Source organism: Fodinicola feengrottensis, assembly GCF_010993775.1.
GTDB lineage: Bacteria > Actinomycetota > Actinomycetes > Mycobacteriales > HKI-0501 > Fodinicola > Fodinicola feengrottensis.
Genome location: NZ_WOTO01000106.1, coordinates 1 through 11,701, shown reverse-complemented (window position 1 = coordinate 11,701; position 11,701 = coordinate 1). Strand labels below are relative to the sequence as shown.

The following is an 11,701-nucleotide window of genomic DNA, read 5'->3' as shown; positions in this document are numbered from 1 at the left end:
AACGCTGGGCACGGCCGGACCGAGATCGCCTGAAGCCGCCGCCCGGCAGGCCAGCACGCTCGGCTATTTCCCGGTCTGGTCGTACGCGCATCCAGCGGCCATCGAGCTGGCCGAGCGGCTGTCGACTTTGACGCCCGGTGATCTCAACCGGGTTTTCTTCACCAGCGGGGGATCCGAGGCCGTCGAGAGTGTGCCTGGAAACTCGCCAGGCAATATCACAAGGTCACCGGAAATCCGCACAAATTCAAGATCATCAGTCGCAACATCGCGTATCACGGCACCACGATGGGCGCGTTGTCGATCACCGGAATTCCGTCTATCCGCACGCCTTTCGAGCCGCTCGTGCCCGGCGCGGTCAAGGTGCCGAACACGAATTTCTATCGCGCCACCGAGCACGCCGACAATCTTGACGAATTCGGCCGCTGGGCCGCCGACGCGATCGCGCAGACGATCGAGATCGAGGGACCGGAGACGGTCGCCGCGGTGATCTTGGAGCCCGTGCAGAACTCTGGCGGCTCGTTCCCGCCGCCGCCCGGATATTTCCAGCGCGTACGCGAAATCTGCGATGAGAACAATGTGCTGCTGATTTCCGACGAGGTGATTTGCGCCTTCGGTCGGTTGGGGGAGTATTTCGCCGCCAACCGCTACGGCTATGTGCCGGACATCATCACCTGCGCCAAAGGTCTCACGTCCCGGCTATGCGCCACTCGGCGCGATGATCGCCAGCGAGCGCTTGGTCGAGCCGTTCCTGAGCGGCGAGAACAGCTTCTCGCACGGCATCACCTTCGGCGGCCACCCGGTGTCGTCCGCGGTCGCACTGGCGAACCTGGATATTTTCGAGAAGGAAGACCTGAACGGCAACGTCCAGCGCAACCAGGCCGCTTTCCGCGCCACCCTGGACAAACTTGCCGACCTGCCGATCGTCGGAGACGTACGCGGCGACGGGTATTTCTACGCGCTGGAGCTGGTGAAAGACAAGGCCACCAAGGAAACCTTCAACGACGACGAGGCCGAGCGCCTGCTGCGCGGCTTCCTCTCGGGAGCCCTGTACGAGCAGGGCCTGCACTGTCGCGCCGACGACCGCGGCGACCCGGTCATCCAGCTCGCGCCGCCGCTCATCTGCGACCAGTCCCATTTCGACGAAATCGAAGGCATCCTGCGCTCCGTCCTCACCGAAGCCTGGTCCCGCCTATATAAAAGGTCGTGAGGGGAGCGGGCTCGGTCACCTGCCCGCGAGGACGAAGATGGCCGGTGACAGCACCACGAAGACCAGCCAGCCGGCCAGTGTCCACGGCCAGCCGCGGCGAGGTCGAGACCGCTCCCAGACGACTCCGACGGTGCCCAGCAGGACTCCGATGACGCAGAAAATCGCCGGGCCGATCATGGTAAGTGTGTACACCAGATCTGATCGGCAATAGAGCGTTTCCGGCAGCCCCGGAATGCAGCGAGGGCCATCCGCGAATAGGACCGTGACGACTGTCCAGAGGAAGGTGATCGGCAGGCCAAGCGCAGCCTCAATAATGACCATGGCCAGCAAGCCCCGGTGCACCCGCCTGCTGTCCCCGGTCGCTGTCATCTCTTCAGCTAACAGGCTGGCCGCCAGATCTGTAAGACCAGTCGAGCAGCCGCGAGGGCAGTTATCGGCACCGCCCCCGAAGTCACACCTTCTGGCCTTCGGCGGTGTCGGCGCCGCCGGTCGGCGCGGTGGGCAGGGTCGACTGGCGTAGGTCGCGGGCGGCCAGCCAGCCCAGCAGGGGCGCAGCAGTCGCGTACGTGCTCGCCTGCCAGCCGAAGCCGAGGCACAGCAACAAAGTGCTCACGCCGGCAGGCAGCAGGAACGGGATCGCGACGACCACGGCGATACACGCGACACAAAGGGCGATCTCGGTCCAAGCCTCAGAGACCCAGCGCAAGCGGCTCGACGTCGTCCGGAACTTGCTCGTACGCCGCCAGAGCGCGCGGCTTTCCCAGCAGCACGCTGAAAGCCGCCGTGGAGATCGTCGGTTTCACCGCCATCAAAGCGATCGCGCCGCCCATCATCTCCGCGAGGCCGGTGCCCACGTACGTACGGAAGATCAGCCATCGCATGATCCGGCGCCCCAAAAGCACGGCTACCAACGGAATCAGGAGGACTGGGCTCAGCGGCAGGGCTTCGTGATGCACGATCATCGAGACGAGCAGGGCGACACCTGCCGGTAGGCTCAGAACCGTACTTCCCGTCACCAGCACCAAAAAGCCATAGTGACCGTGCCGCAAGCGCTGCCGTCCGGTCAGCTTCGACGGCTTGCCGCCGAGCCAGCCCGGTAGATAAAGCCGCGCGTGCGCCTTGAATTCCTGGCCCGGTCCGTACGTCCACCGGAAGCGCTGCTTCTTCAGCTCGGTCAGGTTTTCCGGAATGAGACCGAAACCGTACTGGCGGCGCAGGAAGATGGAACGGTAGCCGACCGCGTGCGCCCGGATCGCGAACTCCGAGTCCTCGGTCTGGCACCACCCTGCCCAGCCGCCGGCCACGTCTAGTGTCTCCAGCCGGATCATCGACATTGTGCCGACCGTGAGACCGGCGTCCTGCTCGTTGCGGGACACCATCTCCGTTCCCTGGGCCCACATGTAGCCGGTGTGCACCATTCGTGCGTACGTCGAGTGTTCGAAATCGCGATATCCGTGCGGGCACTGGACGAAACCGAGCTCCGGGTCCTCGAAAAAGCCCTACCGTCTCGGCCAGCCACCGCGGCGTGACCTGGTAGTCGGCGTCGACGAGCGCGACCAGTTGGGTTCGTGGATCGACGTGCTGGCGGGCCCAGTTCAGCGCGCCAGCCTTCGCGCGCGGTAATGCCTTCCACGTGCAGGAACCGAAAACGCGGACCCAGCCGTTCGCAGTGTTCCTGGACCGGGCGCCACAGTCGCTCGTCGGCGGTGTTGTTGTCGATCAGCATGACCTCGAAATTCGGGTAGTCCAGCCGCGCGATCGCGTCGAGGGTGGCGATCACGATTTCTGGCGGTTCCGCGTACGTCGGCACCTGGACGGTCACGAAAGGCGCGTCCGCCGCCGGCCGGCACCGCGCCGGTTCGCGGATCCCGGGAGTGCCGCCAGACGCGGCGAAGCGCGACCTCCCAGTTCTCGAAGGTCTGCATGAGGCTCGAGGGCGTACGCAGGACGCTTATCACCAGGCCAGCGCCGATCAGGATCGCCGTCGTCAGGCTGGCCGTCATGCCGAACAGGTGCAAGAACGCGACGACGATGCCGGTGACCGTACTGGCCAGCAGCGATGCCCACGCGACCGTGGCCGCCGGCCGAAAGTCAGCGGCGCGCCAGGTCACGAGCAGCGCGACCACCGCCGCGGGGACAGTGACGACCCCGACCGTCCACAAGTCCATGCCGGCACCTCCGGCGACCAGCCCGCCGGCGACGAAACAGCCGAGCGGGTCGGTCCAGTCGGCGCCCGGACGTTGGCGACCGCGGCGTACGTCCAGGGTGAGCAACAAGATGGCGCACAGGTGGGCAACACCCGTGACGACGAACAAGACCTCGCCAGCGGCGAGCGGCAACACGGCAACTCCTGGGGACTCAAGCGTGATTGGAACGTTTCACCACGTTCCACCCCAGCAGTGTGACAACCGTCAGCAACCGGGCGGCGACCCCGATTCCCACATATTGGGACGAGCCGACAGCTCCGGTCAGCCACGGATGATTGGCTGGATATCAGCGATTCAGTTGAGCAGAAAGGCAATTACACACAAGGGGCCGAACAGGCGACTGACCGTCGGTTCGCCTGCCAAGTGGAGGTGCTGAAGCGGCCCGATTGTCGCCATGTGCGTCAGGGGCGGGGTGGTTGGGGGCCGCGATGTGGCTGTCGTGCTGGCGTTGGGGGATCGCCGGCTGGTTGTCGGCCGGGTGGGGGCGGACGGCGGCGGGCCGCGGGGAACGGCTCGGCCAGTTGTCCCTGTTGCGAGCCCCAGGCGGAGCGCGGCACGGTCGTTGCTGGTCCGGGGCCAGGTGGTACGGGAGGTTGCTGGGAGGCTCTGGCCGCTGGCGCGGCGCGCGTCGGGCCGGGCTCGCCGCGGCGTCGTGGTTGTGCGGCCGTACGAGCGGCTTGGGCGTCGATGCTGTCCGCGTGCTCGTTGATCACGAGATGTTGGCTGTTGACGTGCGCGTACATGTGGTCCAGCCCGGCCGCGTTCTCGTTTGTCGCCCGTAAAGGGTGTCATGGCGTTCGTTGAGGTCGTTGAGACCTCTCGTCACGTCGTTCGTCGCCACCTGAGTGTCCTCGACGCGTTCACTGAGATCGGCCTCGACCCGACTGACATCTGCTTGTAAATGACCGTCCGCCGACTGTCTCTCGGACCTTTCGGTGGCGGCCTGACTGGCCAGCTCCGTGATGGCGTGTTGGCGGGTTTGGCTTTCGTGCCGCAGTTGCGAGTCGAACTGACCGATTCTTGCGTCCTGCTGAGCGATTTTGGCCTCTTGCTGGGCAATTTTGGCTTGGTACGGTGCGACGGCCTCAGCGACGGCCTGGTTGATCGTTTGTTGCATGTCCGCGCGGCTGACGTGCGTCTCTTGCATCGCGGTGATGGTGTCGGCGACATCGGACATCTCGGTGGAGAGCTGCCGGCGGTCGTCTCGCAGCTGTGTCTGCAGGTCGCGGTCGCGTATCTTGCCTTCGTGCTCTACTACCCGGTCCAGTTCGGCCAATGGCTGGGCTTCAGGATTCTGCCCGCGATCACGCTGAACCTTGAATTTCTGCGACTCCTTTTTCGCGCCGCGTACGGTGAAAATACGCCTGAGCGACGAGTTGCAGGCCAGCCCCGCCGAGGAGCTTCAGGGTGGCCTCGGTCATCGACCCGGAGAACGCGGCCCACCCTGAGCTGAACCAAAGACTCAGCGTGGTTGCGGTAGTAAACGCCAACTGCGCCGGCATTGTCCTGGCAGTCGTCGTTAAACTGTCCCTGAGCTTCTTGAGCGCATTCTTCTGCGCCCCCGGATCAACCACGTCTGCCTTAACCAGCAGATCGGTTTTCCAGTTCGCGAGGCCGCTTCTGGAAAAACTCATGATGCTTGTAAGAATCCGCAGCGGTTAGCGACGATCATTGGCAGAGCCTGAGCGACGTTCGTCGCGACATCGTCGGGGCTTACCTCAATTTCCTCGGCGTACGCGACTACTGCGTCCCAGATCGAGCGATGATAGGCAGCATGCACCAGATCGCATAGACCGGTTGGTTCGCGCGGATCATGATGCGCCCTTCACGGGCGATTTGATAGACGCCTGGCTCGTTTTCGATGGCGCCAAAGCCATCGGCGAGAGGGAAGAGTCGATGTGACTGGAGGAACTCGGCGGGCTTGTCAGTGTCCAGTTCGGCAAGGAGGCGGTCGTCGACGAGAGCCTTCGTGTGTTCGGCCGCAGATGCGATGCCCAGTTTCGTTGACGCCTGGATCAGCCGGTCGCGGCTCAGCGTGAGTGAGGCGGCTGACTCAAGATCTGCGAACGCCACTGTCCAGACTTTCCAGACGTCTGGTGGCAGTGGGGCGTAGCCGCCCGGCAAGATCACTTCGTGATGCTGGCCACCGCCCTGGTAGCGAGGTCCGGACTCGAAACCGATCGGGATGAGGACGGTTGGCATGCGGCGAGCCTAGCAGCGATCTTGGCGGTGCGGAGAGTTACCGTTTTGTCTGACTCACGAAGGCCTGCCACGCCGCCGACGAGAAGAACAAGGCCGGCCCTGCCACGTTCTTGGTGTCCCGGACTCCGACCGTGAGGGCGGCCACGCCGACCTCGACGCACTCGGCTTGGCCGCCGCTGCGAGTGCTCTTACGCCAGCTACCGACCTCCACGCACTCGGACTGGCCAGTGCTGCGAGAACTCTTGCGCCAGCTGACAATTAGTGTCATGTGTCGACTCCCCTGATGAGTTCGATGGACTCTTCTGGGGTCAAGCATGCACGACTAACGCGATCGAACATAGCCTGATACCGCAAGATTCTTTCGCTTGCGGTGACGTGAAGTTCCTTCGTCTCGGTTTCCACCACAACGACCTGTGGTGCGTTGCCTATGTCGAAGATGTAGAACGAGTTCAGTGGTGCCGACTCGTATCCGAGAACTGCTCCGAACGGCAGGATTCGGAGGTTGACGTTCGGGTGAGCGGCCGCTTCGATCAGATGCTCGAGCTGTTCAGCTTGTACGTCGGGCGGCGCGCGGCCGTTCTACGCCGGATAACGCTTTCGTCAAGTACGACAGCATATTTCGTGGGGCTGTCGTCGCGGTCCAGGATCTTTTGGCGCTCCCGGCGGCCAGCGATCGCCGCTTCGTCGTCCACTGGCATCGCGGCTTCCTTGTCCGCATAACGAAGTGCCATGTACGCGGCAGTTTGCAGCAGTCCGGGAATGAACATCAGCGAGAAGACCCGCAGTCGGCGGGCCTCTGCTTCCAACTCGGCGAAGGCGGCCTCGCGTTCGGGCATGTTGCTGGTTTTCCACCAGCCGCGGTCGTTTGCGTCGCGGGCCTGCCTGATCAGGATTTTGGCCTGGTCCGGTGGCGTTTCCAGTACATCGAGGATTTTCATCACCAGTGCCACGTCCGGCGTGGCCTCGCCGTTCTCCAGGCGCGAGATGCGCGTACCGGAGCAGCCGCAGCGGTTGCCCAGCTCGATCTGGGTCAGCTTGGCCGCGATCCGCAGCGTACGCAGCTCGTCGCCGACCGACCTTCACCCGACCCATTCGCGGCACTGATCCCTTCTCCGTAATTTTGCGATAACGCGTGCGATTCGACCCTGCTTCGTCGGTCATCGCCAGCCTCCCCGTATTGTCCGCCCATGAAAATCCGGTGATACCGTCGCCAACATGGCAGAGATTCGCGGATTTCACAAATAGTCGTCTGGCGCATAATTCGAATACGAGAATTTACGCTGCCATTAGCAATGGAGTGAGCATGAGTTTCGTTCTTGTCGTCGCGCAAGGTCCGTCAGCCGCGGCTGTTTGTCTGGAGTTGGCCACTCGTGGCATCAGACATGCGCTGGTGGATGTGACGCGATTTCCCCGGAGAGCGACGTTGCGGGCGCGGCTCGAGCGGAACAAGACCCGCGCGCTGTCCACCAAATGGGCCGGGACCCTTTGCGCTGGCGGAGATCCCATCGCGCTCGAGGACGTCACCGGGATCTACTGGGACATCCCGCTGCGCGTCGCCGATGAGGCAACTGCCGCTATTACCGGTGTGCTCTGCACGCTTGACGTTCGATGGGTCAACTACCCGCCCGCCGTTGCGGCTGACAGTTGGACCCGCCGTCTGCACCGAGGCACCATGCTGTTCGGGGCGAACCCATCTTTGATCACCAACGACGAAGGCGCGGTGCGGCAGTTCATCGCTGAGGCCGGCGGATCGGTCTCGTCCAAGAGCCTGTTGGACGGCCGGCGCGAGTCCTTCAAGGTCACCAACCGGCCGCGCAAAGGGCGATATCTCTATACCAAGCCCGTCAGCGTCGAGCGCGTGATCCACTTCTTCGTTGTCGGCGAACAGGTCTTCGGTCTCGCCGTTTTCGAGGGCAGGGAGACCGTTTTCGACGTGCCCGAAGACGTCCGGTTCACGTTGTCGGGCTACGCGAAGGTCGGCGGGCTGGTTTACTCGACGGTGACTTTCAGTGCACCCAAGATCCGAGAGCTGACGACATTCCTCGGGTCCGACGCACTGGGGGACTGGGCGTCGTACGCCGACCGTCCCGGCCTCCCGATCGCGGCCGCCATCGTGGACCTGCTCTGCCCAGCCGATGAGGCGCCCTGATCACCGCGAACGCCAGATTTTGTTGACCTTGGCCAGCTCGCGCTTTCGAAATGGGTGGTGGGTCGCCGAGTGCGGGACAATATCCCGCAGTCGGCGGGAGCGTCCAACAGGTGGGACGGTTTGACTCGTGGGGTGGGATGCGCAAAGCTAGGCACGTGCAGGTGAAGATTCTCGTACTCAGCTAGCGCGTCGCCAGGTTCCCACCAGGCGTCGCGCTAACCCCGGTTGCTTCGGCAAGCGGGGTTTTTTGTTGTCCAGCTCAACTGTTCAGCCAAGACTGTCCAGCCAAACTAGGGGTCAGGAACGATCATGAGCTCACCCGGACAATCCGGAGTCACCGGCGCGCAGTCGCTGGTCCGCTCGCTGGAATCGGTTGGCGCGGACGTCGTGTTCGGCATTCCCGGCGGCGCCATCCTGCCCGCGTACGTACGACCCGCTGCTGGACTCCACCGCGGTAAGGCACGTCCTGGTCCGGCACGAGCAGGGCGCGGGGCACGCGGCTGAGGGATATGCGCAGGCCACCGGCAAGGTGGGCGTGTGCATGGCGACCTCCGGGCCGGGCGCGACCAACCTGGTCACGCCCATCGCGGACGCGTATATGGACTCCGTGCCGATAGTGGCGATCACCGGGCAGGTGCCCAGCGGGGCGATCGGTACGGACGCGTTCCAGGAAGCCGACATATGCGGCATCACCCAGCCGATCACCAAGCACAACATCCTCGTACAGACCGCCGAGGAGATCCCGCAGGCGATCGCCGAAGCTTTCCACCTCGCTGGTACGGGCCGGCCCGGGCCGGTGCTCGTCGACATCCCGAAGGACATCCTGCAGGCGCGGACCACCTTCCACTGGCCGCCGACGATCGACCTTCCGGGCTACCGGCCGACGCTGCACCCGCACGCTAAGCAGGTCCGGGAGGCGGCGCGGCTGCTGACTGACACGGCGAAGCGGCCGGTGCTCTACATCGGCGGTGGCGTGTTGAAAGCGCGCGCTTCGACCGAGTTCCGGGTGCTCGCCGAGCTGACTGGTGTGCCCGTGGTGACCACCCTGATGGCCCGCGGCGCGTTCCCGGACAGCCACAGACTGCACCTGGGCATGCCCGGGATGCACGGCACGGTCGCCGCGGTCACCTCGCTGCAGAAAGCGGACCTGATCGTGGCGCTCGGGACCCGGTTCGACGACCGGGTGACCGGAAAAAAACTGGACAGCTTCGCGCCGTACGCGACCATCGTGCACGCCGACATCGATCCGGCCGAGATCTCCAAGAACCGGACCGCCGACGTGCCGATCGTGGGCGACGCGCGCGAGGTGATCGCGGAGCTGGTGGTCGCGGTGCAGGCCGAGATCGACGCCGGCCGGGTCGACCCGGAGCGGCTGACGGACTGGTGGACGCAGCTGGACCGGACCCGCAAGACGTATCCGCTGGGCTGGGAAGAGCCGCCGACGGGGCGCTCGCGCCGCAGCGGGTGATCAAGCGGATCGGCGAGATCGCCGGACCGGACGCGCTCTATGTCGCCGGCGTCGGGCAGCACCAGATGTGGGCCGCGCAGTTCATCTCGTACGAGAAGCCGTACACCTGGCTGAACTCCGGCGGCCTCGGCACGATGGGGTACGCGGTGCCCGCCGCGATGGGCGCGAAGGTCGGCCGGCCGGAGGCGACGGTGTGGGCCATCGACGGCGACGGCTGCTTCCAGATGACCAATCAGGAACTGGCGACCTGCGCTCTGGAAGGCATCCCGATCAAGGTCGCGATCATCAACAACGGCAACCTCGGCATGGTCCGGCAGTGGCAGACGCTGTTCTACGACAAGCGCTACTCGAACACCGACCTGAAGACGCACAAACACCGCGTGCCTGATTTCGTACGGCTTGCGGAGGCGCTGGGCTGTGTGGGCCTGCGCTGCGAGTCGGCCGACGACATCGACTCGACTCGACGATCGAGAAGGCGATGGCGGTCAACGACCAGCCGGTCGTGGTCGACTTCACCGTCGGGCAGGATGCCATGGTGTGGCCGATGGTGCCGGCTGGTACGAGCAACGACGAGATCCTCGCCGCGCGCGATGTGCGCCCGGTGTGGGGCCCGGACGACGTGTGAGGACACGAAAAACATGAGCAGGCACACACTTTCCGTCCTGGTGGAGAACAAGCCCGGCGTGCTGGCCAGGGTGTCCGGGCTGTTCTCCCGCCGCGGCTTCAACATCGACTCACTCGCGGTTGGCCCGACCGAGCATCCGGAGATCTCCCGGATGACGATCGTGGTCACCGTCGAGGAGTTCCCGTTGGAGCAGGTGACCAAGCAGCTCAACAAGCTGATCAACGTCATCAAGATCGTAGAGTTGGAACCGACGGCCTCGGTGCAGCGCGAACTCATGCTCATCAAGGTGCGTGCGGAGCCCGCCACCCGGTCGCACGTGCTGGAAACAGTCCAGCTGCTGCTGTTCCGTGCCAAGGTCGTCGACGTGTCCACCGACGCGGTCACGATCGAGGCCACCGGTACGCAGGACAAGCTGGATGCGTTGATCCGCGTCCTGGAGCCGTACGGGGTCAAGGAGCTGGTGCAGTCCGGGGTGGTCGCGGTCGGCCGCGGCGCCCGGTCGATCACCGGCCCGGTGGTGGCGCTGCGAAGCGTCGAGCGCCCCGCCTAAGAAAAGCCATTCAAGAGAGGGAAGTAATGCCAGTCACCATGTACTACCAGGACGACGCGGACCTGAGCATCATCGGTGCCAAGAAGGTCGCCGTGATCGGGTACGGCAGCCAGGGCGAGGCGCACGCGCTGTCGCTGCGGGATTCCGGTGTCGACGTGACCGTCGGTCTCGCTGAGGGTTCCAAGAGCCGCGCGAAGGTCACCGACGCGGGCCTCAAGGTCGCCACGCCGGCCGAGGCGTCCGAGTGGGCCGACGTGATCATGCTGCTGGTGCCGGACCACGTGGCCCGCCATGTGTACGCCGAGTCCGTCGAGCCGCACCTGACCGCCGGCAAGGCGCTGTTCTTCGCGCACGGCTTCAACATCCGCTTCGGCTACATCAAGCCGGCCGCGGACATCGCCGTCATCATGGTCGCCCCGAAAGGCCCCGGCCACCTCGTACGCAGGCAGTTCGCGGACGGCAAGGGCGTGCCGGCGCTGGTCGCGGTCGAGCAGGACCCGAACGGCGACGGCCTCGCGCTTGGCCTCTCGTACGCGAAGGGCATCGGCGCCACCCGCGCCGGCGTCATCGAGACGACCTTCACCGAAGAGACCGAGACGGACCTGTTCGGCGAGCAGTCGGTGCTGTGTGGCGGCGTCTCCTCGCTCGTACAGTCGGGTTTCGAGATCCTCACCGAGGCCGGCTACGCCCCGGAGATCGCGTATTTCGAGTGCCTGCACGAGCTGAAGCTGATCGTCGACCTGATGTACGAGGGTGGCATCGCCAAGCAGCGTTGGTCCTGCTCGGACACCGCTGAATACGGCGACTACATCTCCGGCCCGCGGATCATCGACGACAGCGTCCGGGAGCGGATGCGCGGCGTGTTGGCCGACATCAAGGACGGTTCCTTCGCGGCCCGCTTCATCGCGGACCAGGACGCCGGCGCACCGGAGTTCAAGAAGCTCCGCGCGCAGGGCGAGGCGCACCCGATCGAGGAGACCGGCCGCAAGCTCCGCCAAGCTGTTCATTCGAGCTTGGGTCGCCGCTTACGACGACACATCTTTGTCCCCTATCGCCGTGTTACCTACTGTCCGTCGGGGGTACCCTCCTAGCTCCTCTTAAATGCGCTCAGCGTTTTAGCTAGAAGGGGTCCCCACTCGGGCCCCGTATTTATCGCGCTTGGCAGGGCCAGGCGGTTCGGTAGACGTCTCAGTTCTCACTCTGTCAGAGACAATTCTGCTCAGCCGTCTTCAGTGGTCTCCGTCACAAGATTCGGCCGTACGAGTAGGTGCATGGTGTCGGTGTCCGGCTCGT

14 protein-coding genes and 4 pseudogenes are annotated in these 11,701 nt (G+C 64.7%); 7 read left to right on the top strand and 11 right to left on the bottom strand.

Translation table 11 applies throughout. The features are described 5' to 3' along the window. Positions 1-1,207: pseudogene (locus tag GNX96_RS47225) on the top strand (aspartate aminotransferase family protein); the annotation flags it as partial. A gap of 15 nt (positions 1,208-1,222) precedes the next feature. Here the strand turns inward: GNX96_RS47225 and GNX96_RS47220 are convergent. The 4 genes and pseudogenes from GNX96_RS47220 to GNX96_RS66935 all read right to left on the bottom strand — a co-directional run. Further along, the gene (locus tag GNX96_RS47220) at positions 1,223-1,576 is read right to left on the bottom strand and encodes a hypothetical protein (RefSeq protein WP_163573875.1); all 354 of its coding nucleotides are present in this window, start codon (positions 1,574-1,576) and stop codon (positions 1,223-1,225) included. Positions 1,577-1,658: 82 nt separating this feature from the next. Beyond that, entirely contained in the window at positions 1,659-1,856 is a 198-nt protein-coding gene (locus GNX96_RS47215) for a hypothetical protein (protein ID WP_163573874.1), read from the bottom strand. A gap of 40 nt (positions 1,857-1,896) precedes the next feature. Then, positions 1,897-2,691, bottom strand: a pseudogene (locus GNX96_RS47210) (glycosyltransferase family 2 protein); the annotation flags it as partial. A 206-nt stretch (positions 2,692-2,897) separates the two neighbouring features. After that, positions 2,898-2,987 (bottom strand): annotated as a pseudogene (locus GNX96_RS66935) (hypothetical protein); the annotation flags it as partial. Here GNX96_RS66935 and GNX96_RS66930 point away from each other — a divergent pair. Beyond that, complete coding sequence (locus tag GNX96_RS66930) at positions 2,977-3,612, top strand: hypothetical protein (RefSeq protein ID WP_163573872.1); 636 nt, start codon at positions 2,977-2,979, stop codon at positions 3,610-3,612. The pseudogene GNX96_RS66935 and the gene GNX96_RS66930 sit on opposite strands and share 11 nt — an antisense overlap. A gap of 203 nt (positions 3,613-3,815) precedes the next feature. On the opposite strand, the gene GNX96_RS47195 is transcribed toward GNX96_RS66930, so the two are convergent. From GNX96_RS47195 to GNX96_RS47170, 7 genes are all read right to left on the bottom strand, one after another. Next, entirely contained in the window at positions 3,816-4,157 is a 342-nt protein-coding gene (locus GNX96_RS47195; RefSeq protein WP_163573871.1) for a hypothetical protein, read from the bottom strand. Continuing rightward, positions 4,124-4,690 carry a hypothetical protein gene (locus GNX96_RS47190; protein WP_163573870.1) on the bottom strand — a complete coding sequence of 189 codons (567 nt, stop codon included), beginning with the start codon at positions 4,688-4,690 and terminating at the stop codon, positions 4,124-4,126. Before GNX96_RS47190 ends, GNX96_RS47195 begins: the two co-directional genes overlap by 34 nt. Before the next feature lie 28 nt (positions 4,691-4,718). Continuing rightward, positions 4,719-5,048: a hypothetical protein gene (locus GNX96_RS47185; protein WP_163573869.1), complete on the bottom strand. Its 330-nt coding sequence runs from the start codon at positions 5,046-5,048 to the stop codon at positions 4,719-4,721. Positions 5,049-5,154: 106 nt separating this feature from the next. Continuing rightward, a complete protein-coding gene (locus GNX96_RS47180; protein WP_279583397.1) occupies positions 5,155-5,544 on the bottom strand; it encodes a hypothetical protein in 390 nt (129 codons plus the stop codon). A 109-nt stretch (positions 5,545-5,653) separates the two neighbouring features. Beyond that, complete coding sequence (locus GNX96_RS47175; RefSeq protein ID WP_163573867.1) at positions 5,654-5,884, bottom strand: DUF397 domain-containing protein; 231 nt, start codon at positions 5,882-5,884, stop codon at positions 5,654-5,656. Continuing rightward, a complete protein-coding gene (locus GNX96_RS66925; RefSeq protein WP_390624353.1) occupies positions 5,881-6,147 on the bottom strand; it encodes a Scr1 family TA system antitoxin-like transcriptional regulator in 267 nt (88 codons plus the stop codon). The genes GNX96_RS47175 and GNX96_RS66925 overlap by 4 nt, the downstream gene beginning before the upstream one ends. After that, positions 6,147-6,635 (bottom strand): Scr1 family TA system antitoxin-like transcriptional regulator, encoded by a 489-nt coding sequence (locus GNX96_RS47170; RefSeq protein WP_390624352.1) that lies wholly within the window; start codon positions 6,633-6,635, stop codon positions 6,147-6,149. Before GNX96_RS47170 ends, GNX96_RS66925 begins: the two co-directional genes overlap by 1 nt. Between GNX96_RS47170 and GNX96_RS60740 the strand changes: the two genes are divergently transcribed. The 5 genes and pseudogenes from GNX96_RS60740 (at position 6,574) to ilvC (ending at position 11,499) form a co-directional block, all read left to right on the top strand. Beyond that, positions 6,574-6,720 (top strand): hypothetical protein, encoded by a 147-nt coding sequence (locus tag GNX96_RS60740; protein ID WP_279583395.1) that lies wholly within the window; start codon positions 6,574-6,576, stop codon positions 6,718-6,720. The genes GNX96_RS47170 and GNX96_RS60740 overlap by 62 nt on opposite strands. Positions 6,721-7,039: 319 nt before the next feature. Next, the gene (locus tag GNX96_RS47165; RefSeq protein WP_279583394.1) at positions 7,040-7,765 is read left to right on the top strand and encodes a hypothetical protein; all 726 of its coding nucleotides are present in this window, start codon (positions 7,040-7,042) and stop codon (positions 7,763-7,765) included. Between the two features lie 309 nt (positions 7,766-8,074). After that, positions 8,075-9,858 (top strand): annotated as a pseudogene (locus GNX96_RS47160) (acetolactate synthase large subunit). Then, positions 9,761-10,408, top strand: a complete 648-nt coding sequence (gene ilvN / locus GNX96_RS47155; protein ID WP_313885965.1) for an acetolactate synthase small subunit — start codon at positions 9,761-9,763, stop codon at positions 10,406-10,408. The pseudogene GNX96_RS47160 and the gene ilvN overlap by 98 nt, the downstream one beginning before the upstream one ends. 26 nt (positions 10,409-10,434) lie before the next feature. After that, positions 10,435-11,499, top strand: a complete 1,065-nt coding sequence (ilvC, locus tag GNX96_RS47150) for a ketol-acid reductoisomerase (protein WP_279583393.1) — start codon at positions 10,435-10,437, stop codon at positions 11,497-11,499. Positions 11,500-11,701 lie beyond the last annotated feature (202 nt).

Coding starts and splice junctions, on each gene's coding strand:
- GNX96_RS47195 (WP_163573871.1), bottom strand. CDS start 4,157: ATGTACGCGCACGTCAACAGCCAACATCTCGTGATCAACGAGCACGCG.
- GNX96_RS47175 (WP_163573867.1), bottom strand. CDS start 5,884: ATGACACTAATTGTCAGCTGGCGCAAGAGTTCTCGCAGCACTGGCCAG.
- GNX96_RS47185 (WP_163573869.1), bottom strand. CDS start 5,048: ATGAGTTTTTCCAGAAGCGGCCTCGCGAACTGGAAAACCGATCTGCTG.
- ilvN (WP_313885965.1), top strand. CDS start 9,761: ATGCCATGGTGTGGCCGATGGTGCCGGCTGGTACGAGCAACGACGAGA.
- GNX96_RS47220 (WP_163573875.1), bottom strand. CDS start 1,576: ATGACAGCGACCGGGGACAGCAGGCGGGTGCACCGGGGCTTGCTGGCC.
- ilvC (WP_279583393.1), top strand. CDS start 10,435: ATGCCAGTCACCATGTACTACCAGGACGACGCGGACCTGAGCATCATC.